Below are 25,737 nucleotides of genomic sequence, written 5' to 3'. Positions count from 1 at the left end.
ATTTATTTGACCTATAATTTTTTTTAATCTTCTATGTAAATTTTCACTGTCCATACATTCTTTCACAATAACATCTCCTATACCTATGGGGGTATATATTAAAATTAGTATATAAATGTTTTGTTTCAGTTTAAAAAAATAAAAAAAAGAAGGAGGAAAAGTTCAAGTCTATGCTTGATTTTCCATTTCCTCAAATTTAGCTGGGAAATACTCATCTACTACGTATTCAAGCCCATATTTTGAGAAAGATTGCTGTTCTGCTTTTTTACCGATTTTAAGCATCTTTTTAATTTCAGTTTGCCAGAAATCAGTTTTATACCTTGGGTCTTTAGAAAGCTCTTTTAATCTCATGACGTCAACATCTTTGAGTTTATCAGTTGGTAAATCGTAATTGATAATGTCGGATGCTGTTACTCCGATGAATTTGGCATCAGGAGTTGCAAGTTTGTCATTAACGTGAGCTAATTTTGCACTTCCAGAAATAATTACCTGTGCAATGTGGAATCCCCAAGGGTCTCCGTCGTTACAGATGTATACTGGTAAATCAAGTTCTGTATTGACTCTTTTAAGGAATCTTCTTGTAGCACGCGCTGCCTGTCCTTTAAGTCCAACAATTAAGGTATTGAATCTTTTGTGCGCATTTTCCTGTACTAACCTGTGGAACATTCCCATGGTTTCCACTGCCAATACTTTATCCACGTTATGGTCTAAAAATTCAACCTGGTCGATTGTTGGTGAGATTGTATATCCGGATTTTCCTACATTGGCTGCATTGAGCTCCACTTCATCTAAAAGTGTGATATCTCCGTAAACTGAAGCACCGTCTTCTTCAGGCATTAATCCTAAATCTTCACGAGTAACTCCTAATTTAACTTCCAAATCTTCTCCAACAATGTTGGATTCCTGTTGTGTTTTAAAGCTAATTCCCCAACCTTCGGAAACATAATACATTTCCCTGATGGTAGCGGTTTTTTCTCTTGCAACTAAATCTTTACAGAAGTTACCAACATAAACCATCTGACCTAATTTTCTGATTTGTTTAACATTACCTAAAGATCTTCTACCGTATCTGTCACCTAATACATAGTATCTTTTAGCGTCATCGTAAACAATGTTTCCAGTACCTCTTGATGGAATTTTAAGACTAGGAACTTTATTTTGTTCAATATCTTCGATAATTTCCTGACCTAATCCTTTAAGTTTATTATAGGTGTATTCTTTCATTTCTTCCTTATGGGTTTTTCCACTTTTTGGTTTGTCCGCCATCTAAATCACCTAATCCTCAAAACCGTCTTCTACATCATCGTCAAAGAAGTTATCTAATGTTGAATCGCTGTCTTCAACGGTACGTCCAAATTCATCAACTTCTTCCATGATGAGTGCATCGTATTCTTCTTCCTCTTCTTCTTCCACTTTCTCACCAAGCAGCTCTGCAAGAGCCCTTTTAGTTACTTTCACTAAAATGTCTTGATATTCAGGAACTCCAGTTTCACCAAGTTTTGCAGCTTCTTCGATAATTACTGGCACATATTCTTCAAATACTTTTGAACGTTTTTCTTTTTCTTTAGCTGCCCTTTTAGCTCTAAGGTGTTTTTGCAGTTTACGAGCTAATTTCATGGTGGATTGTCTTATTTCGTGAACAATTTCAGGTTCCGGTGAAACACTTTGTTTACCTGTTGAAAGGTAAGGCACTTGTGTTGAGATAATATTTACAAATAAAGTTAATGGAGTATTGTCCATGTCTCTGAGGCCATAACGTTTCCAGTCAATACTTTTAAGCGCTTCTGTTATAGCACAGCTTCCTGCATCGAATGTCAATGGAACTCTGTTAGCAAATCTCATGATTTCTGATTTTCTTTGCTCTTTTACAACTCTTCCAGCATCTCCACCATAAGCAAGTCCTGCTTCAATAATGAATGAAACACCACCGGCATATGTGACAGGTTTTCTTGTAATTGTAGCTACAAATTCAGGTTTAAGGATTTGTTTCATACCTTTTTCAATCTGTTCAGATCCGATAGGTATGAGTCCGTCTGTTGGAGGAGCCATGAATTTCATTTTCTTAAAGCATTGTACAATAGCCTCTGCTTCTGGGAAAGTCATGTCTTTTGGACGTTTGTTCATGTCGATTCCGGTAAGCTGGGCGATTTCATCAACCCTTTTGTTGGACATTCTTGACATTGATGAAGTCATCATACTTTTATATCTTCTGCTGTCTGTATTTTTAGCCATGGTCATTAAGTCGTCAGCACTTACACCTTTAGGGTGAGGCAATACTTCTTTTGGCTGTACAGGAACGACATCTGCAGCTCTTTTAAAGATGTATTTGTGTCCTGTAGGATCTCTGAATGTAATTTTTGCATGTGGGTTTCCAATCATGGTTCTTCTGATGTATTCAAAAGCACCCTGTTCGGCAAGGGAATAGGAAACATCTTTGAATTGCAATTCAATACAAACACCTGTTTGTTCTGCAGGATAATCTTCTCTTTCCATTAAAATTCCACGGTTGTTTTCAACATCCATCTGGAATTTCATTTTAACTCCTTTAATTTCATCGCCTTCTTTATAGCATGAAATTACACGGGCTGGTTTACCTGTGGTCATCTGTGATAAGAGCACACAACCACTACAACCTAAACCCTGTTGTCCTCTGGATTGGATGTTTCTGAATTTTGAACCTGCAAACATCATACAGTATACTTGCATTACATAATCTTCAGGAATACCTGGCCCATTATCCTTATGTCTTAAGATATAATGTTCTTTATCGACACGTTTCAATTCAATATCGATGTCCGGCAAGATTCCAGCTTCTTCACATGCATCAAAACTGTTTGTAATCAGTTCGTGAAAAACAATAGTTAAAGAACGAATCTTACCTGTAAATCCAAGCATTTGCTTGTTTTTTCTAAAGAACTGTGACGGGGTTAATCTTTGAAAATCCTCTTCCCAGTCAAGTCCTATCTGTTGTTCGTCTTGTGCCAAAATTTTTCCTCCTTATAATAAGTATGTTTAATTTTATTATCATGACTATATTTAAATTAAATGAGAGAGCATTTGATGAGTAATATTTATACCCTACCCTAACTGTCTTGTTTAAATATATGGTAAAATAATAATTAAAAAACATGTAGAAAATATAGTATTTACACTATGTTATCTATATATATTGATTAAAGTATATAAGGTTTTACTATATTCATCATAATTTTTATAGCAATCTTTCATTAAAATTGATTTAAACATGTAATATTTATTTGATTATGATTTTGGGATTGGAAATTCCATATTTCTCAATTTAAATAAAATGTTGTTTGGCATTGAAAAATTGTTTTCAGAATGTAAAATTGTTCTTTTTTGAAACTGAGCAGTATAAATAATTTGAATAACATATTGATTAGTCATGATTTCGAAAAATAGTATTAACAATATTATACACAAACTTCACCTCGACAGTTTTATCAAATCCCATAAGGAATTGTTAAGAGATAATCGAGGAGGATTTTTGATTCCGGTGAGCGTTAAAGTAACTGATGTTGAATATGGGAGATATAGGCATCTTCCTATTAATTGGTCTATTCCTCCAATTACAAAAGAGGATTTACCTGATGAATTTTCCAAAAAAGCGGTTAGGACTGTTGATATGTTTCGAAGAAAAACATTTGATTTGGATTGTGAATGCCTGATTTTCTTTGACATCAATACTGGCAATATTGTTTCTTGCAATTTTGCTGATGAAGGTGAGTGGAATAAAGTCACTGGAGAGATATATCCAAATTCCTTGAAAGGAAGGAATATTGCTTCTCTTCATAATCATCCAAAACAGTTCTGTTCTCCTCCTTCTGGAAAAAATTTTGAGATGTTAGGTCTTGAATTTGAAGAATATGAATTGATTTTATCAGAAAATGAATTATGGATTTTAGAATCAAAAGGAATAATTTTTGATGATGAAATTAAAGAAATTCGAGAAGATGCAGAGGCATATTTGGATTCTGTCTTTGAAGAGGCAAATTTGGAATTTGATGAAGGATATTTGGTGTTAGATAATGTTAACCAGATATATGGAGATTTGTTGTTAATCAATTTAAATAATAAATTGAATAATATTAAATTAACAAGGAGATTTTTAAATGAATAGTTTTTCATATGATGAAGAACCAGTAAAGGTTACACGTGATTCAGGTTATAGTAAACTAAAATTAATTTCACCTGAAAATAGAAAAAAAGCTCGTAAAAATGCACATAATCCGAATATTGTAACTGGAAAGTATAGGCTTAAGGATTTATTTGCTAAAAGAGGTATTGTTGTCATCCCTGAAAAAATGACATTATGGTATCAGTTTACAGAATAATTTAAAAAATAGGGTTTAGGAGTGTTTCACTCCTAATAATTTTTTTCATCGAAGTCGATTCCATCTTTAAATTCGATTTTATCATCTTCGATTCCGACTAGGTCTTTGAATTCTTTTAATTTCAAATCTTCTTTTTTATGTTCCAGGAAGCCATAGACTGATTTGTGTCTTGATCCGTTTATAATCATTTCAATAGCTTCTTTTGCAATCATGATGTTTTCCATCTCACCAATCAATGAAACAGTTTTTCCATAAACTGCCATGTCAACTTCGGCCATTTCCATGATTATTTCGCGGGTTTTACCGTCTTTCCCGATAATTCTTCCTTTATGTCTTGCAAGGGCCTTTTTTGATTTTCCAATGTATAATGGTAAGCTGATTACTTCCAGGTAAATGTCATCACTAACTAATTTTAAAGCAACTTCAGGGTTGAATCCTCTTGCTACTGCCTTTACAATATGATTTGCATTCCATACTCCTAATGGATCTTCCATATCTTCTCTAGGTGTGATATAAACTGTACCATCGTCACTGTCAATGTCTAAGATGGTTCCAGTTGCATTTTCAATGGATTTTTTAACTTTTCCATTGCTTCCAATTAATGCCCCTACTCTATTTTGTGGTATTTTTAGATAATCTGTTTCCGGCATAATTTTCACCTTTTTTAATTAGAATCAATTTTATTTATTTATTTTCAAATCTTTAAATGTTTTTATAAAAATTGGTATTTAAACTTTAAGTCTATACTATTTTTCAAAGAAAATATCTTATTAAAAATTTTTCATTTTTTAATTAAATATGTAAACAATTATTTAGTATAAATTAAAAATAAAGTATCATGGATTTGGAGTTAGATAGCACTAGTGAAAAAATTGTATCTGCAACATTTAAACTTCTTCAAAAAGACGGCTCTGAAAAGGCAACAACTAAAAAGATAGCTGCTGAAGCAGGTGTAAATGAGGTAACCCTATTTAGAAAGTTCGAAAACAAGAAAAATCTAATTGAAATTACAAAGAGATATTATCTGCAAATATTAATCAATACGCTGGAAGAGATTTTTGTTTTTGATGAGGATCAAACTATTGAGGAATATCTTAAGATTAGCTTTTATGGCATATTGAATCTTTCAGATGAAGATTTCAGCATACTTAAAGTAGCTATGGAAGAAGTAAGGGGAGTTTCCGAGAAAAAAAATTTAATTTCAGAAGTCACTGATGTGATCCTCAATAAATTGGAGGAATTCTTTAGATTCCAAATTGATAATGGAATAGTAAGGGAAGATATTAACCCAAAATCTTTAGCAATAATGTGTTTCAGTGTGTTGTTCCAGTCAGTTATACTGTGGAAAATATACGATAAGGACCTTGGTTTTGAAACAATTCCTTATGCTGATGATATAATGAACGTATTGTTTGAGGGCATAAACCCTTAATATTTAATATTGTTTTTGAATTTCATTTATTAATACTCATAACACTTGCATAATAATTAAATAACATAAAAGACAGTATTTATTATTGATGGCAAAAAATGATTTTATTAATCTGGTAAGTGATAGGCATTCTGCGATTACAGATGGTGTTTTTGCAATTGCCATGACAATTCTTGTTTTAGAAATTGCGGTTCCGACAATAACTGATATATCTTCAGGTGTTGCCTTAAACGATTATTTCATAAATTATCTGGCGCCGTCCATTTTAATATACTTCATAAGTTTTTACCTTGTATATAATTTTTGGGAAAACACTATTATTCTTTTTAATTTCAAAAAAGTTAGTTACGGCATATTGCTGCTGAATATGTTTTCAATGGCTGCCGTCTGTTTAATCCCATTTGCAACAGGATTTCTTTTCAAATTCTATAAATATACTATTGTTAATGTATTCTTTTCATTATTGATATTGATAATCAGTTTATTATACATAATAATTTTCGTGTTGCTGCTCAGAAATAATTTTAAAGATTATTTCGACAAAAAAGAGGAAATTAAAACTGCAATAAAGGATTATAGTGATGGCATTGAATTGCCTAATTTAAAATTACGTCTTAAAGGAGTTACATTAACATTATTCTATATACTGTTGGCACCGGTCATCAGTTCACTGATATCACTTGTACTGGCTTTCATATCACCAATAGCCAGCATGTTGTCCTTTTTATTAATTTTAATTTTGGTTTTTATAATTCGTATGAGACGTTCCAGAAAGGACGATCATGATGATGTTGATTTGACTGATGATGAAAAGGAATTCATTGACAATATTAAAAAAAGCATTTATGGGAAAGTTCGTGATTAACTTAATTTAAAATTATTTTTTTCTAAAATTTTGGGTCAACATATTCCCAAATTTCTTTAAAACTGGTTTTGACGCCTAATTTGGTATACTCACGAACAAGCGTGTTGATGTCTCTTTCTAGAAGTTCCTTTGAAATTGGATTGTCCAGCACAACGGACTGTGAAACGTCAATAATGACTGGTTCTTCATCCAGATTTAAAATGTTGTAGTTGGATAAATCTCCATGAACCAATTTCGCTTCTCTTACAAACAATTTAAGCTGAACCAGCAATTTATTGAAAAATTCATCAGGATTTTCAGGTGGTTGATTCCTGACAGGTTGGGCGGGATTTCCGTTTTCATCTCCAATAAATTCAATTATCAAAACGTTGTTGGAGCTTGTATGAGGTTTCGGAACATTAACTCCGGCATCATACAGTCTTGTCAGGTTTTTAAACTCCTTTGTAACCCAGGAATAGATGATTTTTCTTTTATTTTTGGTCTTAATGTTAAATCTTGGATCACCTTTAAGGTAGTAATCCATTTTTTTAAAATCAGATGTTGCTATTCTGTAAATTTTGACAGCAACATAATCTTCTTCATCGGTAATGCCTGTAAGCACATTGGCTTCCTTGCCTGTACTTATAGCGCCGTTTAAAACGTCAATGTATCCCTGATTAGCTAATTTATATAATGTTTCCAAAGTCAGCTTATCGAAAATTTCATTCCCAACTTTCCTGTCTGAACTGTCTTTTTTTCTTTTTCTGGAATGCAGTTTTTCGTGAGCCTTATCAGCTTTAGCTATTTTGGAATCCATTGATATCAAAAAAAATAAGTAGTGAGACTACATTTTCAAGTAGCCTTTTCTTTCAAGCCAATTTGATTCGGTTTTAGTGTATCTCCAAATTACATCAGCTTTTTCATCAGATTGGAAATCCCATGGTTTTACAAGGATTACGTCTCCTTCACGAATCCATATACGTTTTTTCATTTTTCCAGGGATTCTAGTCATTCTTATATTTCCATCAGCACAGCGGACTTTTAATTTTCCGTGTCCCATAATTTGTTCAACTACTCCAGGTATTTCTCCTTTTTTAGGAGTTCTCACCCTTCTATACTCTTGTTGTTGATTGTTATTAGGTCTTGACAAATACTCTCCTCCAAAAATGTAATACATTTCTCCATAAGATTAAATTATTTATATATTTATTAATATATTATATATTAATTTATTGGATTTTATATAAGTGGTAATTATGGGAACTGAATTTTTAAAAATTAAAGAATGCGATGAAGCTATTGATATTATTCAAAATTTATTCAATGAAAATCTAAAACCACAAAGTGAAGAAATTGATGTTACTGAATCTTATGGAAGGATTTTATTTGATGATGTTTATTCCAGAATGGATTTCCCGCCTTTTAACAAAGCTTTAAAAGACGGTTTTGCAATACTTGCAGAAGACAGTTTCGGAGCTTCAGAAGAATCTCCAAATACATTGGAGGTCATTGACTTTTTGGAGGCAGGTTCAGTCACTGATAAAAAGGTTGAAAAAGGCAAATGCATAGAAATCAGTACAGGAGCAGCCATGCCTGAAGGTGCCGAAGCTGTAGTGATGGTTGAATATGCAGAAAAAGCTGAAGGTAAAGTTAGTTTGCTTACGACTGCAACTCCGTTCCAGGATGTCGCCCGTAAAGGCTCTGATATTGAAGAGGGAAATCTGATTTTAAAGAAAGGGGATTTTTTAAATCCTGGAAAAATTGGAGTTTTACTTTCCCAGGGCTTTGAAACCATAGAAGTTTATAAAAAACCAACAGTTGGTATACTTTCATCAGGTAATGAAATTACTCTTCAGGGGGAAGATTTGCCATATGGAAAAATCTATGATGTAAATGGGGGTATGATTAAAAACGATGCAGTTTCCTGTGGCGCAGATGCAAAATTCTTGGGGGTCATGAGAGATGACTACAATGAGGTAAAGGAAAAAATCATAGAATCCCTGAAAGATGTTGATGTTCTTCTTTGCTCAGGAGGAACTTCAGCAGGTCTTGGTGATGTCCTAAAGCATGTTTTGGATGAATTGGGTGAGGTCCATATTCATGGAATTTCAGTCCAGCCGGGTAAACCGACTATTGTAGGCGTAATTGATGGTAAAATTGTCATTGGACTTCCTGGAAATCCGGTTTCTGCTTTAATGATATTCAATGCATTCGTAGCCGAGCCATTAACAAAATTGGCAGGAATCGATAAAGACTTTGAACTAGAAACCGTTAAAGGAAAAATTACTAGAAGAATCCACTCACAGGTTGGAAGAATGCAATATCAGCTTGTTAAAGTTGATGGTGAAAACGTACAACCAATATTCAAAGATTCAGGAGCAATTTTCTCACTTTCTACAGCTGACGGATATGTTAAAATTCCGAAATTAGTTGAGTTGGTTGATGAAGGTGAAGAAGTAGAAGTTTATTTATTTAATTAAATTTATATTTATTTTTAGGTGTAAAAATGGAAAGTGAAGTAAAAATTATTCCAGATCAAAAATTAGGAGTTATTAATTATAAAGGACCAATCACAGATTTAGAAATATTGGTTTCTAAATTGATGGGTTGGGTTGATGCTGATGAAATTGAAACTGAAGGCGAACCTTTCATTGTTTATTTCTCACCAAGACATGAAGTTAATGAGGGAGATGCTGTTTACGATGTAAGCATTGTTATTAAAGAGGATGCAGATGAAAAGGACATAATTCGTGTTGTCGACATGATTGAACACAAAGTTTTAGCCGGAAAACACTTTGGTTCAACAGACAATATTATGGATACATATGCAGAGCTAGTTGAAGTCGCTCAAAAAAACCATTATGATATTATCGGATCTCCTAAGGAAGTTTTAATAAAGAATTTCCATAACTGTGAAGATGAAAATGATTTTGTAACCGAAATTCAATTGCCAATCATTGAAATGTGAGGATGGTAAAATGTCTAAAAAGAAGGAAATTGATTTTGATAAAGAACTTGAAAATATTGCTCGCAAATCTAATTATAACATAAGAAAATCAGAGTATGCTTTTGAAAATCAAATAAAAAAATTAGATAAAGACATTGATATGATTGCCAAACAAAAAATAAAAGATTTTGATAAAAATAAAGAATTGCTTTCTGAATATATGTCCATTGATTACAAACAGGATACAATTGACAGATATAGAGAAAAATTAAAAAAGATTTAATTTTTCTTTTTTTTAATTCATTGGCCCACTACTCTTAAATCATGCACTAATAATTTAGGAATAATGTATGAGCCATATTGTTTAATTTCTGAGTTTAAACCTTCTACTTTTTTCATAATTTCAAAGACATTTCCAGAAATCATAGCTTTATTGATAGGGTCTGTTAGTTCCCCATTTTCTATTTTAAATGCGTTACTTGCTTCAACAGAAAAATCGCCTGAAATAGGATTTGCTGTATGGGCTCCAAGTACGCTGGTTGTTAAAACACCTTTGTCAATTTCAGACAAATCTCTCATTTCACCAAACTTAAACTCCAAATTGCTTGGGCTAATCATAGGAGTTGTAAGATAAGAGCCCCTATATCCGTTTGATGTTGTTTTAACGTTTTCTTTATTTGCAGTGTAAATGTCGTAAATGAATGAGTTTAAAACTCCTTCTTTGATTAAATCAGTTTTTTGAGAAACACTTCCTTCTCCGTCACATTTTGTAGTGTACATTCCTTTGTCCAAAAGGGGATTGTCAATGATTGAAAGAGTTGGATTGGCAATTTCTGTACCAATTTTATCTTTTAAAATTGATCTGCCTCTCATTACATTTTCACCATTGAATGCACCTAAAAATGTTTGCAAAAGTCCAGTTGCAGCATAATAATCCAAAACAACACTGTAATCATCAGTTTCAATAGGTTTTGTGTCAAGGGAACTTTTAGCCAAATCACAGACTTCGCTGGCTAATTTGACTCCATCAATATCAAAGAATCTTGAGGATTGTGAATTATATGCGGTTGCAATTTGCCCTTCCTTTTGGATGGTGACTGATAGGCCTATTCCAAATCCAGTTCCTTTATTTTCTATAGAAACTCCGTTAGAGTTAATGATTAAACTTCTTCCTTCACTTGCAGAAAAACCGGACCCTGTCACGTCACATCCGCTGTCAGTTGCGGTTGCAATGACAGTCTTTAAAAGTTCTACTGATTCATCAAGGTCGAGATTGTTAAATTTGTTGTCATAAACATCCTTGACTTCGCATACTTTTCCAACTTCAGCAAATGAGCTATTTTCATCCTTTTTATTTAATTTTGTATTTTCAATTGCCTGATTTGCGGTTTCATCTATTTTGTCCATGTTGGATGTGAATGCAAAACCAAGTTTTTCATCTTTAATTACTCTGATTCCAATTCCCAAATCAATTTCTTCTTTTGCAAAATTTAATTCATCCTGTTTGGAGTCGAGTTCTATGAGTTTTGTTTCATCAATGTATATTTCGTAAGCATCACAATTATTTTCAACTGCTTTTTTAGCTTTTTGAGAAAGTTCGTATATCATATTATCACTATAGGGCAAATTTTTCAATGGCTTCGGCTACTCCGTCTCCATACATTTTTTCACAGGTGTATGTGCTTATCTGTTTTAATTTGTCTTCTGCATTTCCGACAGCTATTTTGTAACCTGCCTCTTTCAGGAAATCCTCATCATTTTGACTGTCTCCAATAGCCATTACATTTTCCATGTTTATTCCGTTTCTTTCACATAAGTATCTGAGTGAAGTTCCTTTATTTACTCTCTTGTCGGTTACGTGGAGTGCAAAGCCGCTGTCATAAATTTCAATTTCATCACGATATTTAAAATCGTTTAAAGCTTCTTCTAGCTCTTCCCTTGCAAGAGTTTTATAAAATACGGTTTCTGTCAATCTGTACATGTTGTCATGAGAAGCGTGGATGTCGAATTTTTTACCTAATTTTTCTTTTAAATGGTTTTCGGCAGAACTTACAAAATCTTTTTCAACTAGAGTTTCAACTGCATTGTTGTTTTCTCCTTCTTTAAAAACAACTCCTCCATTTTCACAAACGATTCCGCCACTGCATCCAATAAGGACTTCTGTAGCATATGCGTAGTTTACAACATTTCCTGTAACTATTATTGTTGGTATTCCTGCTTCTTCCGCTTTTCTCAATGCTTCAATTGCGGATATGCAGATTTTTCTTTCATCATCAGTAATTGTTCCATCTATGTCTACTGCTATTGCTTCTATTGTCATATTATCCTCTTGAATATCTGTGTGCGATATTGCATGTTCCTTCTTTACTTACCATGCATGCTCCGATTGGATGTAGTGGATTGCATGCTTTTCTAAATAGCTTGCAGTCTTCAGGCCTTGCAAGTCCTCTTAAAATTGGTCCGCAAATACATCCTTTTGGTGCCTCATTAACATCTTTAACTTCAATATCATATTTTTCACGAGCATTAAATTCTGAAAATTCATCTTTGATTTCAAGGATTGAATTTGGTATTTTGGGAAATCCTCTCCATTCTCTTGAGGTAACATCGAATACTTGTTCAATCATTTCTTGTGCAATAACGTTTCCTTCTTCTTTAACTGCTCTTTTGTATTCATTTTCAATTTTCGGTGTTTCATTGTGAATTTGTCTTAAAATCATATAAACTGACATTAAAATGTCTAATGGATTAAATCCCGCTACGGCCTGAGGTATTCCAAAGTCAGTTGAGAAGTATTCGAATGGTTTTGTTCCAATTATTGTACAGACGTGTCCCGGTTGGATTAATGCATTTAAACTTGTTTCTCCTGAATTGATTAAAAAATCGATTGCTGGAGGAATAAGTCTGTGGCATGAAAGTACTGAAAAGTTCTCAGGAGGGGTGGCAAGAAGTTCTGCAGCTGTTGTAGGTGCTGTTGTTTCAAATCCTGCTGATATAAAAGCAACCTCATTGTCTTCTTTTTCAGCTATTTCAATAGCTCTGTTGATACCGTAAACAACTCTAACATCTCCTCCTTCTGCTTTAGCATCTGCAAGAGATCTTTCAGAACCTGGAACTCTTAACATATCTCCAAAGGTTGTGATTGTAACTCCTCTGTCGATAAGTTCCAATGCTTCATCAATTTCACGTGATGGGACAACACAGACTGGACATCCGGGACCTGCAATGATTTCCACATCGTCAGGCAATAAGCTTCTTATTCCATTTTCCATTATGGTATGTTCATGAGAACCACACACGTGCATTATTTTAACGGGGGTTGCTAATTCATTTATTTTCCCTATTAACTTTTCAGACATATTTCTCATATTCATATTTACACCGAAGATTTAATATTATATTACAAGTAATATATTATACTATTGGATTAATTATATTTTATTATATTTTCAAGTGATCAGATATGTTTAATAATAATATGATTTTAGTTGTTATTCCAGCCAGAGGAGGTTCAAAGGGAATTCCCCGCAAGAATTTGAGGTTACTTGATAATAAACCTCTCATTTCTTATTCTATTGAAGTAGCGAAGGCATCTCAATATGTTGATGATGTTGTTGTAACTACTGATGATTCACAAATTGCATTAATAGCTGAAAAATTTGGAGCGAGTGTTGTTAGACGTTCTGAAGAATTATCTAACGATGATGCACTTCTGGATCCGGTTATTCATGATGCAATGATTCAAAAAGAAAAATTGGCTTTTGATGAATATGATATTGTAATTACACTTCAGCCTACATCCCCTTTAATCAAAACTGAAACATTGGATGAATCAATAGAAAAATTTGAAGACTTTAGTCTTGATAGTGTTATTTCTGTCGTTGATGATAGGCATTTAAGTTGGGGATATGATGAAAATCATCAAAGATATTTCCCAAATTACATTGAAAGAGCCAATCGTGAGGATTTACCAAAATCTTTTAAGGAAACTGGGGCTATTTTAGCAACCAGGCGACATTTTGTTCAGGAAAATTCACGTTTGGGCACTAATATTGATATTGTTGAGGTTTCCCGTGAAGAAAGCGTAAACATTGAAACTTATGAAGACTGGTGGCTTGCTGAAAATTACTTGCGAAAGAAAAAAATAGCTCTTGTCGTAAATGCGTCAAATGAAATTGGAACAAACCATATTGACAGATGTTTGGCAATAGCTTCTAAATTGGTATTTCATGAAGTCTTATTTTTGGTTGATGAACATTATCAATTGGGTGTTGATATTGTATGTAAGTCCAACTATTCCTATAAAATCTATGAGGATTTAGGAGATTTATTTAAGATTTTAAATGAATATGGTCCTCATATAGTTGTAAATGATATTCTTGACACTTCTGAAGAGTACATTTCTGATTTAAAGGAACATGGTTATTTTGTAGTTAATTTTGAAGATTTAGGTGTAGGAAGCGGAATTGCTGATGTCGTTTTTGATGATTTATATGAGCATGATTTGTCTGAAGAAAATGTGTTTACTGGATATAAATATTTCATTTTAAACGATGAATTTTATTACCAGCCTGCAAAAATAATTACAAATGATGTAAACAGGGTTCTGGTTGCATTTGGAGGTAAAGATACTCATAATTTAACAGAACTTGTAATTGATTCAATATTATCCACTAATTATAATGGAAGAATTGACGTGATTGTCGGTTTAGGTTATGAAGGTTTGGAGGAACTTATCTCTAAATACGAGTCCAATCCTTTAATTCAGATATATAGAAACGTTACAAATATAAGTGAATTCATGTTTAAGGCAGATATTATTTTCACTTCTGCAAATAAATCAATATATGAGATTTGTTCAATCGGTATTCCGACAATATGCTTATGTAATGACGTTAGGGAAGAAACTCACTCTTTTGTATCTCAAAACAATGGATTCATTAATCTGGGCCTTGGAGAGGTCGTGGAAAAACAGGATATAATTGATGAATTTATTAACCTTGTAAACGATTATGAATTAAGAAGACAGTTGCATGAAAGAATGTTGTCCATTGATTTGCGATATGGATTTGAAAATATTACATCTGTTGTTGAAGAAGAATACCGTAAATTTGAGTTTAATAAAATTTCTAAAAGGTCAGATTATGAAGATATTCAATAAAACTCCATTTTTAATTGCAGATATCAGCATTAATTTATTCGAATTTGCAGATGCGGAAAAAATATCCTATTTGGAATCTGCAAAATTTCTGATTGAGGAAGCTAAGTCCTGCGGTATTGATGCAGTGATGTTTCAGTCATACATGGTTGAAAATCTTATTTCAAGAGATGTGTCCGCTTTTAAAGATTTGGATATTGATTCTCCTAATTCATATTATGATTCTATAAAAAAATATGATAAGTTCGGTGTCGGTGAGTTTAAGGAACTGGCTGCATATTGCAGAGAAATTGGCATGGTCTTTTTGTCAACTCCCCATGATTTTGAATCCGCCGATTATCTTGATGGATTTATGGATATTTTTAAGATAGGATCTTCTGATTTAACAAATATTCCATTTATTAAATATATTGCATGTAAAAACAAGCCAATATTGCTTGCTACTGGCGGAGCAACCTTAGCTGAGATTAAAAGTGCCATTAGGGCTATTGAAGAAGTCTCTACATGTGATGTTGTAATAATGCATTCAATTTTATCATTCCCAACAGAGTATGCTGATGCAAATCTGCTGATGATTAAGGATTTGGCACAAAATTTCCCAGATTATGAAATTGGATATTCTGATCACACAAAACCTGATGAAAACATGATGGTTTTAACAACTGCAGTTAATTATGGGGCAACTGTCATTGAAAAACATTTCACATTCGATAAAAACTTAAAAGGATTGGATTCAAGTTTTGCAATGGACGGTGATGATGTAATCACTTTCAAGAGAAATGTTCTATTTTTATCTAAAATCAACGGGCGTATGAATAAACAGCCTTTGATTTGTGAATCCTTAGCCAGAAGAGAACTTAGAAAATCAATCGTTGCCAATAAAAATATTAAAAAGGGAGATGTCATAAAAAAAGAGGATATTGCCTTTAAAAGACCAGGCACTGGAATTTCACCATCACAGGTTGAGGATGTTGTCGGAAAAGAGGCTTGCAAGGATATCTCTGAAGATTCTTTAATTCATTTTGAATTTTTAAAATAATAAAAAAAAGAAATTAAATTTCTGAAGAACAATCTGCAGAATAGTTGTTAATTAAAACAGCACATTTGTCAATTGTTTCAGAATCTAATTTAATAGTACTTGTTTGGATTTGATTTAATAACTCTTCAATAAATAAGTCTTCATCAGTTAAAGGCATATTTATTACAACCACTTCATTGTTAATGAATCCAACTAAAGGTTCAACAAAGCAGTTTTTAATGTTATTGTCGTTAAGGAAGTTAATTAAATCTTCACCTAAGCTTAAGGCTTTTTGTTTGACTTTATTGTCTTGTGAGAATTTAGCCTGTTTAGTTGTGTATCTGAATTTGCTTACATTTTCGGAAGTTGTAAACTCTTCAATCTTATCTTCATCTAATTCGCTTGATCCGATTAAATTTAAATTTTCATTCTCTGATTCTAATCTAAGTTTAGGATTGTATTTCTGTGAGAGAAGAGCATAAATTCCAGTTGGACCTACGACTAAATGGTTTATACTAGAGTTTGATGTTGGAGTTTTTACATTGTAGAATACATAAAACTCTTCAGGTAAAGTTAACAAGTGTTCTCTGATAATTCTTGTTCTTTTTTCGGTTTCTTTCACATCTCTAGTCTTATAAATACCATAACATAAGATAATTACTCCGATAAATAAAGCAACTATTCCAACACCACTATTTATTAACAATATTTCAATGATACTTAGAATGAAAATTACGGCTCCGATAAGAAGAATAGTGGTATTTGTATCCATGTCTTTAATATCGAAGTCATTTGAGCCTAAATATCCAGTTCCTGCATCAGGTTCAGGGATACTAAGTCTATCGATGAACCCTCCTAATGATCTTTCAGTAGGTTTTTCAACATTTTCCGGATAATATTCGTTCATTCCTTTGAAAAATTCATCCTTAAGGTAATTTTTCAATATATTATAATCATTAGTTTTTGGTAGAGCGAATTCTTTTCCAAATTTTGATAAAACAGCTTGAGGAATTGTTGTTCTAGCAGTTTTAGAATTTTTTTCTTCTTCCTCTTTAAGTTCTTGCTCTTTTTTCTCGTCTTCAGCGATTTCAAGCATGTTTTCTTCAGAGAAGAAGTTTTCTAATCTGTTAGTTAATGACTTGAAGGAGCGGGTGTTATCTTCTGATTGTTCTTCTTCAGATGTTGGTTCTTGGGGTTTGGATTCTCTTTCGATGGTTTGAACTTGTTTTCTCCTTTCTTCAATATAATTGTCCAGTTCTTTATTTAATTCATCATCAAGATATCTTAAAGAACCTCCACAACTATCACATTCATAGTCAAGTATGCTATCGCTGCTTTTGATTTTAAATTTCAATCCACAGTCCTCACATTGAACGATATGTGAGTTATCATACTTAAATGAACTGATAAATGAGGAATGGGAGTTGGATTCTTCATCAGAATATTCTTCCAAGTATTCTAGGTCACCTGCACATGAAGAACACTCGAATGTAGTGATGTCGTCATCATCATCGAGTTGGTATTTTGCACCACAGTTCTTACAGCATACAACTTTCATATTATCCTCTTATAATTTCAATTATGCTATTATTTTTTTATTTTTTTTATTATATATCTTTCTAATTAATCATGTTTTTCACTGATAAATTAATTAATTTATCTGATGATTTTTAATTAGAATCATTTTTTTTAATTATTGTGCCTTGATTACTTTCCTTTATCATAATAATATAAGTAAACTTCTCCATTTTGATATAGTTTAACATATGGTTCGCCAATTGTTTTGTTGTCTTTTGAAATGAAGTATGTAACTTTATTTTTCACCATTTCGTCAGTAAAATTGGCGGCATCCGATGTTTTTTCATAGGATGGAATTTGTTTTTTCAGTATAAATGACATGTCTCCACCCCTATCTGCCCAAATTGTTTTATTTAAATAATCCGGGTCATGTTCAACTAACCATGCTCCAACAGCTTTTTCTTCATTGGCCGCAGTCATGAAATTAGGATGCATCTGATTATCAAAAGTATGAGGAGAGTTTGAAACGGTAGCAATGCCTATGCTTAATAGGATTATGCAGATCAAACCTATCGGCACAACTATTTTAATTTTGTCCATGTGCTTGTTTTCTTTAAATTTATCAAAGATTAATGAAAGGGATAATGTTACAAAATATGCGATAACCGGAAGTATTGGCATAAAATACCTGTCTACTTTAACATGGTAATATGTAATGAATATGAAATTGATAACCATCCAATAAAACATTATGGAATCTAAATTAAAATCGTCCATTTCTGCTTTAATCAGCCATTTATAAAGTGCCAGTAATGAAATTGAGATGAAAGCTATGGATAGGACTATTGACACATTCAGATATGTAATTAAAAATACAATTAATCCGATAATAAATATTGCCAATTTTAGTTTTTTATTTTCATTTTTCAATATTTCTCTGTTTTTCCTTGAGAATAATTTTGTAAAATATAATATGATTCCGACAAAAAGGATTGCAGTCAGGATATATGATATTATGGAAGGATAACCTCCAACCCAACGCATTTCTTCAACGATGAATGCTCCAGGCTTTAAGGAGTATGGAATGAAATTTGAAGTTCCTAAGTATATTAAAAAGTTTTTAATGTAGTAATATACGTTATTGGGTGTAACTAATGCATTATATGTTGAATTTGTAATGTCGTTTCCCTGAGATACGAAAAACAGTCCGATATTTAAATATGAATAAATCCCAATAAAAATTGCAAATACTAATGCTCCAGCACCCATTCCTATAATTATGTCTTTAATATTGGTTTTGATGTAATTTATAGGGTCATCAACCAATAAAAATTGAATTAATAATGCGGGGACAGTTAGCAGAACAGTATACCTTGCAAAAAATCCAAGAATGATTAACGGGAATGCAATATAAAGAAACTTGGTGTTTTTTCTAAATGCCAGTATCATGAAATAAATTGCCCAGATTGACAAACACATTCCTGGAATGTCTATCATTCCTTTTGTAATCCATACAATCACTAGAGGGAATGTTGATAAGATCATTGAACCGGTAAAACTTAAGACTTCATCAAATCTTAGTCTTAACAATAAATACATTCCAAGTGCCGCAAATATATAAAAGGAACTGCTAACGGCTATTATTGTATAATCGGATATGAATCCCATTCTGAAAAATATTGAGGTTATCATTGGAATTAGTGGGGACAATCCTCTTGTATTTACAAGTCCGATATCGTAACCTGCATAAAATAGCGCATTATTCAAATAGAAAAAAACATCCCGAACATAATAAACTCCGGCCTTTCCATCAATATTAAATAATAGTAGTGTAATTGCAATAACTATAATTAATAATGAAGATATTGCAATTAAATCTTTTTTATGTTCATTAAAATTCATTTAATCTCCTCTTTAAAATGACCCGCATATAAATGATACAAATGCAATCAACATTCCAATTTTCAAATATTTTGAAGCTTTGCCTGCGGTCAGCCTATCCTGTTTTCTGATAATCAATATTGCTGAATAGATAAACAGGACTACTGCAACAGCTATTACGATTAGATAATAAAAACTGAAAATATGGTTGAAATATAGTAATGGACACAGTATACAGTCAATGATTATTAATATAACTGCTAGAAGTGCGGTTATTTTTTCACCATATAAAATCGGCAGTGTTTTAGCTCCTTCTGATTTATCTCCTTCCATATCTTCAATGTCTTTTATCAGTTCACGTGCAGTTGTCATAACGAATGCGAAAAACCCTAAGTATATTGAAGTGGTTATTATTGTTGGATTATTTATTGTAAATCCGCCGAATACAAATCCAAAACCGGTCATAAATCCAACAGTGAGATTCCCAAGTAAGGGAGTTGATTTTAATTTAGAGGCGTACAAGTAAAGAACAACATCTGCTATTAAAACAATGCCAAACGGAATCCAGTTGTTTGTTAAGAAACTAATTAGAAATCCGCAAATTGTTCCAAGCGCAAATAGAAGGTAACCGTAATTTCTTCCGGCTTTTAGTGAAATTCTTCCGGATGGAATTGGCCTTTCTGGTTTGTTAATCAAATCGATGTTGTAATCAAAATAGTCATTTATAACATTTCCTGCGGCTGTTTCAAAAAATACTGCAAGCATTGCAAGTATTATAGGTATTGTGAAACTTTTATCGATTATAGCTACTAAAATTATAGCTATTGCACCCATCAGTGCATTTCCAGGTCTTAATATCTCAATGTATGGATTCATTTTTCTCTCCTATATTTGGTTTGAATAAACTTATAATATAATTTTAGTAATTAATTATTAATTATACTTTAGTAAATATAGGATAGTTTTATTAAGTATTATAAGTATAATTAAATTATTAAGGATTTTATTAATTTAAATTAATTAGCTGGTGTTAAATTTGAATAAGATTAAAATAGCTATTGTAGGGATAGGTAACTGTGCGAGTTCACTTATTCAAGGAATACATTATTATGATGGTAAAAAGCCAGAAGATGCAATTGGGCTTATGCATTGGGATATTGGAGGATATGAACCTAGTGACATTGAAGTTGTTGCAGCTTTTGACGTTGATGAGAGAAAAGTAGGAAAAACAATTGATGAAGCAATCTTTGCAAAACCTAATTGTACAACAATTTTCCAGAAGGATATTCCTAAATATGATGTTAAAGTAAGTATGGGTCATGTTTTGGACGGTGTTGCTGAGCACATGTCAAATTATGATGATGAATATACCTTTGTAGTTAGTGATGCCGAACCTGTGGACGTTGTCAATGTTTTAAAGGAAAGCGGTGCTGAAATATTGGTAAATTACTTGCCTGTCGGATCTGAAGAGGCTGCAAGATATTATGCTCAATGTGCTCTTGATGCGGGAATTGCCTATGTGAACTGTATGCCTGTATTTATTGTAAGTGATGATGAATGGGATAAAAAATTCAGAGAAAAAGGAATTCCTATTGTTGGTGATGATATTAAAGCTCAAATCGGTGCTACTATCACTCACAGAACACTAGCTAGTTTATTTATGGATAGAGGTGTAAAATTAGATAGGACCTATCAGATTAATACTGGTGGTAACACTGACTTTTTAAATATGCTTAATCGTGAAAGATTGGATTCTAAGAAAGAATCTAAAACTGAAGCGGTCCAATCTGTCTTAAAAGAGAGAATGGATGATAGAGATATTCATATAGGGCCAAGTGATTATGTCCCATGGCAAAATGACAACAAATTATGTTTCCTTAGAATGGAAGGACGTACATTTGGTGATGTTCCAATGAACATTGAACTCAGGTTAAGTGTAGAGGACTCTCCGAATTCTGCAGGATGCGTTATTGATGCAGTAAGATGTTGTAAAATCGGTTTGGAAAGAGGTATTGGTGGACAGTTAACTTCCATATCTTCCTATACCATGAAACATCCTCCGGTTCAATACACTGATGATGAAGCATATGAAAATGTTGAAAAATTCATTTCCGGCGAATTGGAAAGATAATTTTTCAATTTTTTAACTTTTTTTTTAAATATTTTTTCAACCTCTTTTTTTCCTGTTTAAAGTTTTTTATATTACCAATTTATATAATACAAAAAACATATATTATAGTTGGATATTTTAAGATTAGTTATAATTAAAAATTAAAAGAGGTGTAATATAATGGCAAAAGTGAGATTTACAGAAACAGCACTTCGTGATGCTCACCAATCTTTACTTGCAACTAGGATGAGAACTAGGGACATGATTCCTATTGCTGAAGCGATGGATAATGTGGGATATTTCTCTGTCGAAGCTTGGGGTGGAGCTACTTTTGATACTTGTATAAGATATTTAGATGAAGATCCATGGGAAAGATTAAGGCAATTAAAATCTGAATTTAACAAAACTCCAATCCAGATGCTCTTAAGAGGGCAAAATTTGGTAGGTTACAAACACTATCCTGATGATGTTGTAACAAAATTTGTTGAAAAGTCTTATGAAAATGGTGTAGATATTTTCAGAATTTTCGATGCTTTAAATGATATAAGGAACATGGAAAAATCAATTAAAGTAGCTAAAGATCAAGGGGCACATGTACAAGGAACTATTAGTTACACCATAAGTCCTGTTCACACTTTGGATGATTTTGTAGAGCTTGCAAAAGATCTTGAAGCACTCGATTGTGATTCTGTAGCAATCAAAGATATGGCGGGGTTAATAACTCCTACAGCTGCTTATGAACTTGTTTCAAAATTAAAAGAAGAAACAGACTTGCTTGTCGATTTGCACTGTCACTGTACTAGTGGTATGACTCCGATTAGTTATTATGCCGCATGTCAGGCAGGTGTTGATATTTTGGATACAGCAATTTCACCTCTCGCTTGGGGAACAAGCCAACCTCCTACTGAAAGTATTGTTGCAGCTCTTCAAGGAACTGAATTTGACACAGGTCTTGATTTAAACTTATTAACTCATATTAAAAAATACTTCGAACAGATTAAGGAAAAATATCACTGTATTCTTGACCCAATTTCTGAAAGTGTTGATACAGATGTGCTTTTATATCAGATACCTGGTGGTATGCTTTCAAACCTTATTTCACAGCTTAAAGAACAAGGTGCTATTGATAGATACAATGATGTTTTGGATGAAATGCCAAGAGTTAGAAAAGACATGGGATACCCACCTCTTGTAACTCCTACAAGTCAAATTGTAGGTATTCAATCTGTAATGAACGTATTGGGTGGAGAAAGATATAAAACTGTATCCAACGAAGTGAAAGAATACATGAAAGGAATGTATGGTAAATCTCCTGCACCGGTAGATCCGGAAATTTCCAAACAGATTATTGGTGATGAGGAAGTAATAACCTGCAGGCCTGCTGATTTACTTGAACCTGAATTCGAAAAACTCAAAAAAGAAGGGGAAGAAAAAGGATTTGTCAAATCTGATGAAGACGCTTTGACTTATGCATTATATCCTCCAATTGCTCCTAGATTCCTTGAAGGTAATGCTAAAGAGGAACCTCTTTGCCCTCCAATTACTGACCCTGATGTAAAGGATGTTATTCCAACAGAATATACCGTTGATGTTGATGGAGATATTTTTGAAGTAACTATATTGCCTACAGGTGTTGTTGAATCAGGAGAGGATGATGAAGAAACTGAATATGATGAAAACACTGTACTGTCCTCAATGCAGGGTATGATAATTAAACTTTCAGTTGAAGTTGGAGATAAAGTAACTAAAGGAGATTCAATTTGCGTTATCGAAGCTATGAAAATGGAAAACAACATCGAAGCTGAATATGATGGTGTTGTCACTGACATTCTCGTAGAACCGGGTGATGCAGTTGCTATTGATGGTGGATTAATGGTTATCAAACCAGAATAATCCATTTATTTATTTTTTTTTAACTATTTTTTATGTGATATTATGAAGGATATTTTTGATGAGTGTCAATTTGCTAATTTTAAACTTAACAGCAGAATTGTTAGAACAGGTACCTGGGAAACAGAAACTGAAGAAGGAGGATTTTTAACTTCTGATATTTTTGACAGATATGAGAAAATCGCAAGTAGCGGTACCGGTTTGATAGTATCTGAAATATTTGCACTCGACCACAAGGATAGATTTTTCCCTTATTCAACAAATATGAACTACAAAGGATTTATGAAAGATTATCAGACTGTTACTGGTATTGTTCATGAATACGATGTTCCAATTTTAGGCCAATTAGCATTTTTCTACTATGATGATGGTGAAAATCAAAAGGTGGAGGCTAATGACATTTCCCCCGAAGGCATTAGAAAATTGCAGGCAGAAGTTATTATGGCTGCTAAAAAATTCTCATTTGCAGGATTCGATGGAATTCAAATCAATATGGGAAATAATTTTTATCTGGCTCGTTTCATGAATCCCTATTTCAATCAAAGAGAAGATAAATATGGTGGAAATACGGAAAATCGTGTGAGAATTTCATCTGAAATCATTAAAGTCATTAAAAAGACTATGGTTATGCATGTAAGTTGCAGAATCAATCCGTGGGACGTTAGAAAAGGTGGAATGACTGCAGATGAAAGTATAGCTATTGCCCGTGAGCTTGAAAAGGCCGGTGCGGACAGTATTCAGTTAACCGCACGTACAATCTCTCAAATTTATGACAAAGGCGTTAAACATCCATTTTTAATATATGTTGATGATTTGATTGATGCAGTTGACATTCCTGTAGTTCTGGGAGGATCTTTAAGGGAAATGGCTAAGATTAATGATGTGCTGAATAACTCCAATGTTGAGTTTGTTTCAATGTCAAAACCATTTGTGGCACAAGCTGACTTTTTAGCAGATTGGAAAGCAAATGGTGAGGGAGTAGCAATTTGTCAAAGTTGTAATAATTGTTATTCTAAAAAAACAAGCACTTGTTTTAAGTATTAATCCATTAATTTTACTTTTTTCTATATTTGTCGCAAATGTTATGTAGCTAGTTGAATATAATATCTATCACTTGAATTAAAATCTGGTGTAAATTGTATGAATTTCAAAAAAACTTTCCTGGTTATATGCTTGATTATCTGTCTGTTTGTGATGGTGGGCATATGTGCAAGTACTGTAAATCAAACGGATTTTAATTCAAATTTTAATAAATCTAATTCTAAATGTGCTTCTTTCGCTATTCAGGAAGAAAATGGGACTGTTTTTGCTTTTAGACAGGATGCTCCACTCGATGAAGATGGGGTGATTATTCATAATGATACATTGGGCGATTTGGAAGTTATTGTGCAGGAGATTAATGACCCTGATGCTCCTTTCATTCATTCAATTATCACTGAAGAGGGATGGATTTTTAGTCATGGTGGAGATTCATCAAATGTTAGTGATGTTCTGACTATAGAACGTCTTGCCCGTGAAATGCTTGTCTCCAAGAAAATTTCATCAGATTCCCTAAGCCAGATTCAAAAAATCTTCCAAAAATATAATTATAGTCATTTTCTAATCAAGGCTCCTGATGGAAGGTATGGTGTTGTTTTTAGTGAAAATTACACATTGGGGACTTTAAATCCGGGAGAATTTTTAGTTATTCCAAATGAATATGTTGGTTTTCGTAATGGGAATTACAGTGATTATTCAGAAGATCCTGTTGATGCAATTATTGATATTTGTTCTTATGAAGATTCCGGTTCGAATAGGCGTAATATTTATACTTATGATTATAAGGTGCATGATACCCCTAATGGGCAAAAATATGGGGTTGATGTTTATGTGACTAATGATAATGGTCATAATGTCGGTTTAAACACTTCAGAAATTGTAACCTATTGCTATTTTAACGATGAGTTCTATCCGGCATCGGCAATTCCTCAAAATCCAGACAAGTTATATGTCGGAAATTACACTTTTGAAAATCAATTAGCAAATCCTCTCTTTGAAGTTGTTAGGGACCTGAATAAGGTATTGGTCAACAGCACTTCACCATATGCTATGAACTGAACTGTAACTTTGTATTGAAAATTAGTCGGTACAAAACTGCCTTTGTTTTAAGTACTGATTTTTAAAAAATTTGATTAAGATGTGAAATTTAATTTCTACTTCTTTTTTTTACTTTTTAATAATACTGGATGCTATTAGATTAATGTAGGATTTATGTTTAAGATTTTTTTTAAATTTTATTTGCGTCTTTTCTTTGGATTTGGAAGTTCATCATACATTGCTTCCAACAAATCTCTTAAAAACTCTTTGTTTTCCACATCATCAACAAGCAGCATCTCCTTTGCACATTCATATGGCAATTCCATATCGGCATCAGGCATCATTTCCATTGCCGCTTTCACAGGTTTTACCAGAAATCTGTCATCATAAATGCCTCCGACAATCTTTTGGCGATAGTATATGATGTATTCTCCCATCATTGCTCGATAGGTTATGTCGTCTAGAAGGGATAGCTGTTCCAGTATATATTCTAGATATTCTTTACTTGAGG

The 25,737-nt window shown here is 32.9% G+C and carries 25 protein-coding genes and 1 pseudogene; 13 read left to right on the top strand and 13 right to left on the bottom strand.

The features are described from left to right. The 3 genes and pseudogenes from ACJMLH_RS04480 to top6B all read right to left on the bottom strand — a co-directional run. Positions 1–66, bottom strand: a pseudogene (locus ACJMLH_RS04480) (metal-sensitive transcriptional repressor); the annotation flags it as partial. A gap of 102 nt (positions 67–168) precedes the next feature. Continuing rightward, positions 169–1,266 carry a DNA topoisomerase IV subunit A gene (locus tag ACJMLH_RS04475; protein ID WP_295611059.1) on the bottom strand — a complete coding sequence of 366 codons (1,098 nt, stop codon included), beginning with the start codon at positions 1,264–1,266 and terminating at the stop codon, positions 169–171. 9 nt (positions 1,267–1,275) lie between these two features. After that, entirely contained in the window at positions 1,276–2,985 is a 1,710-nt protein-coding gene (gene top6B, locus ACJMLH_RS04470; RefSeq protein ID WP_405275116.1) for a DNA topoisomerase VI subunit B, read from the bottom strand. 418 nt (positions 2,986–3,403) lie between these two features. Here top6B and ACJMLH_RS04465 point away from each other — a divergent pair, with 418 nt between their 5' ends. Together ACJMLH_RS04465 and ACJMLH_RS04460 are read left to right on the top strand one after the other, a co-directional pair. Beyond that, complete coding sequence (locus ACJMLH_RS04465) at positions 3,404–4,138, top strand: hypothetical protein (RefSeq protein WP_405275114.1); 735 nt, start codon at positions 3,404–3,406, stop codon at positions 4,136–4,138. Then, a complete protein-coding gene (locus tag ACJMLH_RS04460; RefSeq protein ID WP_405275112.1) occupies positions 4,131–4,352 on the top strand; it encodes a hypothetical protein in 222 nt (73 codons plus the stop codon). Before ACJMLH_RS04465 ends, ACJMLH_RS04460 begins: the two co-directional genes overlap by 8 nt. Before the next feature lie 32 nt (positions 4,353–4,384). Here ACJMLH_RS04460 and ACJMLH_RS04455 read toward each other — a convergent pair whose 3' ends face one another. Next, positions 4,385–5,002, bottom strand: coding sequence for a KH domain-containing protein (locus ACJMLH_RS04455; protein ID WP_405275110.1), 618 nt, complete (start codon positions 5,000–5,002; stop codon positions 4,385–4,387). A gap of 188 nt (positions 5,003–5,190) precedes the next feature. Here ACJMLH_RS04455 and ACJMLH_RS04450 point away from each other — a divergent pair, with 188 nt between their 5' ends. Both ACJMLH_RS04450 and ACJMLH_RS04445 read left to right on the top strand, forming a co-directional pair. After that, positions 5,191–5,784 (top strand): TetR/AcrR family transcriptional regulator, encoded by a 594-nt coding sequence (locus ACJMLH_RS04450; RefSeq protein ID WP_405275108.1) that lies wholly within the window; start codon positions 5,191–5,193, stop codon positions 5,782–5,784. A gap of 88 nt (positions 5,785–5,872) precedes the next feature. Further along, complete coding sequence (locus ACJMLH_RS04445; RefSeq protein ID WP_405275106.1) at positions 5,873–6,649, top strand: TMEM175 family protein; 777 nt, start codon at positions 5,873–5,875, stop codon at positions 6,647–6,649. A 22-nt stretch (positions 6,650–6,671) separates the two neighbouring features. On the opposite strand, the gene ACJMLH_RS04440 is transcribed toward ACJMLH_RS04445, so the two are convergent. Both ACJMLH_RS04440 and eif1A read right to left on the bottom strand, forming a co-directional pair. Next, the gene (locus ACJMLH_RS04440; RefSeq protein WP_405275104.1) at positions 6,672–7,445 is read right to left on the bottom strand and encodes a serine protein kinase RIO; all 774 of its coding nucleotides are present in this window, start codon (positions 7,443–7,445) and stop codon (positions 6,672–6,674) included. Positions 7,446–7,472: 27 nt separating this feature from the next. Next, positions 7,473–7,805 carry a translation initiation factor eIF-1A gene (eif1A, locus tag ACJMLH_RS04435; protein WP_405275102.1) on the bottom strand — a complete coding sequence of 111 codons (333 nt, stop codon included), beginning with the start codon at positions 7,803–7,805 and terminating at the stop codon, positions 7,473–7,475. Positions 7,806–7,884: 79 nt separating this feature from the next. Here eif1A and glp point away from each other — a divergent pair, with 79 nt between their 5' ends. From glp to ACJMLH_RS04420, 3 genes are read left to right on the top strand one after another with little or no spacing between them, the layout of a single operon-like run. After that, positions 7,885–9,108, top strand: coding sequence for a gephyrin-like molybdotransferase Glp (glp, locus tag ACJMLH_RS04430; protein ID WP_405275100.1), 1,224 nt, complete (start codon positions 7,885–7,887; stop codon positions 9,106–9,108). 26 nt (positions 9,109–9,134) lie between these two features. Beyond that, complete coding sequence (locus ACJMLH_RS04425; protein WP_405275098.1) at positions 9,135–9,596, top strand: GyrI-like domain-containing protein; 462 nt, start codon at positions 9,135–9,137, stop codon at positions 9,594–9,596. A 10-nt stretch (positions 9,597–9,606) separates the two neighbouring features. Continuing rightward, positions 9,607–9,858 carry a hypothetical protein gene (locus tag ACJMLH_RS04420; protein WP_405275096.1) on the top strand — a complete coding sequence of 84 codons (252 nt, stop codon included), beginning with the start codon at positions 9,607–9,609 and terminating at the stop codon, positions 9,856–9,858. A gap of 17 nt (positions 9,859–9,875) precedes the next feature. Here the strand turns inward: ACJMLH_RS04420 and ACJMLH_RS04415 are convergent, their stop codons facing one another. Genes ACJMLH_RS04415 through hypD form a run of 3 tightly spaced genes read right to left on the bottom strand, consistent with a single transcriptional unit; the run spans position 9,876 to position 12,943 of the window. Continuing rightward, positions 9,876–11,183, bottom strand: coding sequence for a TldD/PmbA family protein (locus ACJMLH_RS04415; RefSeq protein WP_405275094.1), 1,308 nt, complete (start codon positions 11,181–11,183; stop codon positions 9,876–9,878). Positions 11,184–11,190: 7 nt separating this feature from the next. Then, positions 11,191–11,895, bottom strand: coding sequence for a phosphoglycolate phosphatase (locus ACJMLH_RS04410; protein ID WP_405275092.1), 705 nt, complete (start codon positions 11,893–11,895; stop codon positions 11,191–11,193). Between the two features lies 1 nt (position 11,896). Beyond that, complete coding sequence (gene hypD / locus ACJMLH_RS04405) at positions 11,897–12,943, bottom strand: hydrogenase formation protein HypD (protein ID WP_405275118.1); 1,047 nt, start codon at positions 12,941–12,943, stop codon at positions 11,897–11,899. A 95-nt stretch (positions 12,944–13,038) separates the two neighbouring features. Between hypD and ACJMLH_RS04400 the strand changes: the two genes are divergently transcribed. Further along, entirely contained in the window at positions 13,039–14,736 is a 1,698-nt protein-coding gene (locus ACJMLH_RS04400; RefSeq protein WP_405275090.1) for a cytidylyltransferase domain-containing protein, read from the top strand. After that, positions 14,720–15,772: an N-acetylneuraminate synthase family protein gene (locus ACJMLH_RS04395; protein WP_405275088.1), complete on the top strand. Its 1,053-nt coding sequence runs from the start codon at positions 14,720–14,722 to the stop codon at positions 15,770–15,772. The genes ACJMLH_RS04400 and ACJMLH_RS04395 overlap by 17 nt, the downstream gene beginning before the upstream one ends. Before the next feature lie 13 nt (positions 15,773–15,785). On the opposite strand, the gene ACJMLH_RS04390 is transcribed toward ACJMLH_RS04395, so the two are convergent. From ACJMLH_RS04390 to ACJMLH_RS04380, 3 genes are all read right to left on the bottom strand, one after another. After that, positions 15,786–17,309 carry an NERD domain-containing protein gene (locus tag ACJMLH_RS04390; RefSeq protein ID WP_405275086.1) on the bottom strand — a complete coding sequence of 508 codons (1,524 nt, stop codon included), beginning with the start codon at positions 17,307–17,309 and terminating at the stop codon, positions 15,786–15,788. Positions 17,310–17,458: 149 nt separating this feature from the next. Next, positions 17,459–19,171, bottom strand: coding sequence for a glycosyltransferase family 39 protein (locus ACJMLH_RS04385; protein WP_405275084.1), 1,713 nt, complete (start codon positions 19,169–19,171; stop codon positions 17,459–17,461). A 12-nt stretch (positions 19,172–19,183) separates the two neighbouring features. After that, complete coding sequence (locus tag ACJMLH_RS04380) at positions 19,184–20,026, bottom strand: UbiA family prenyltransferase (protein ID WP_405275082.1); 843 nt, start codon at positions 20,024–20,026, stop codon at positions 19,184–19,186. A gap of 160 nt (positions 20,027–20,186) precedes the next feature. Here ACJMLH_RS04380 and ACJMLH_RS04375 point away from each other — a divergent pair, with 160 nt between their 5' ends. From ACJMLH_RS04375 to ACJMLH_RS04360, 4 genes are all read left to right on the top strand, one after another. Continuing rightward, on the top strand, positions 20,187–21,281 hold the full coding sequence (locus ACJMLH_RS04375) for an inositol-3-phosphate synthase (RefSeq protein WP_405275080.1): 1,095 nt from the start codon (positions 20,187–20,189) through the stop codon (positions 21,279–21,281). Between the two features lie 159 nt (positions 21,282–21,440). Further along, positions 21,441–23,153 carry a sodium-extruding oxaloacetate decarboxylase subunit alpha gene (gene oadA, locus ACJMLH_RS04370; protein WP_405275078.1) on the top strand — a complete coding sequence of 571 codons (1,713 nt, stop codon included), beginning with the start codon at positions 21,441–21,443 and terminating at the stop codon, positions 23,151–23,153. A gap of 42 nt (positions 23,154–23,195) precedes the next feature. Further along, complete coding sequence (locus tag ACJMLH_RS04365; RefSeq protein ID WP_405275076.1) at positions 23,196–24,194, top strand: NADH-dependent flavin oxidoreductase; 999 nt, start codon at positions 23,196–23,198, stop codon at positions 24,192–24,194. A 96-nt stretch (positions 24,195–24,290) separates the two neighbouring features. Then, entirely contained in the window at positions 24,291–25,247 is a 957-nt protein-coding gene (locus ACJMLH_RS04360) for a hypothetical protein (RefSeq protein WP_405275074.1), read from the top strand. Between the two features lie 176 nt (positions 25,248–25,423). Here ACJMLH_RS04360 and ACJMLH_RS04355 read toward each other — a convergent pair. Beyond that, positions 25,424–25,737: TfoX/Sxy family protein (locus ACJMLH_RS04355; RefSeq protein ID WP_405275072.1), on the bottom strand; the 314-nt coding region annotated here is incomplete at its 5' end.

It is taken from the genome of Methanobrevibacter sp. (genome assembly GCF_045116495.1).
Classification (GTDB): Archaea; Methanobacteriota; Methanobacteria; order Methanobacteriales; family Methanobacteriaceae; genus Methanocatella.
The sequence above is the reverse complement of the archived record's forward strand: the minus strand, read 5'-3'. Positions and strand labels throughout refer to the sequence as shown.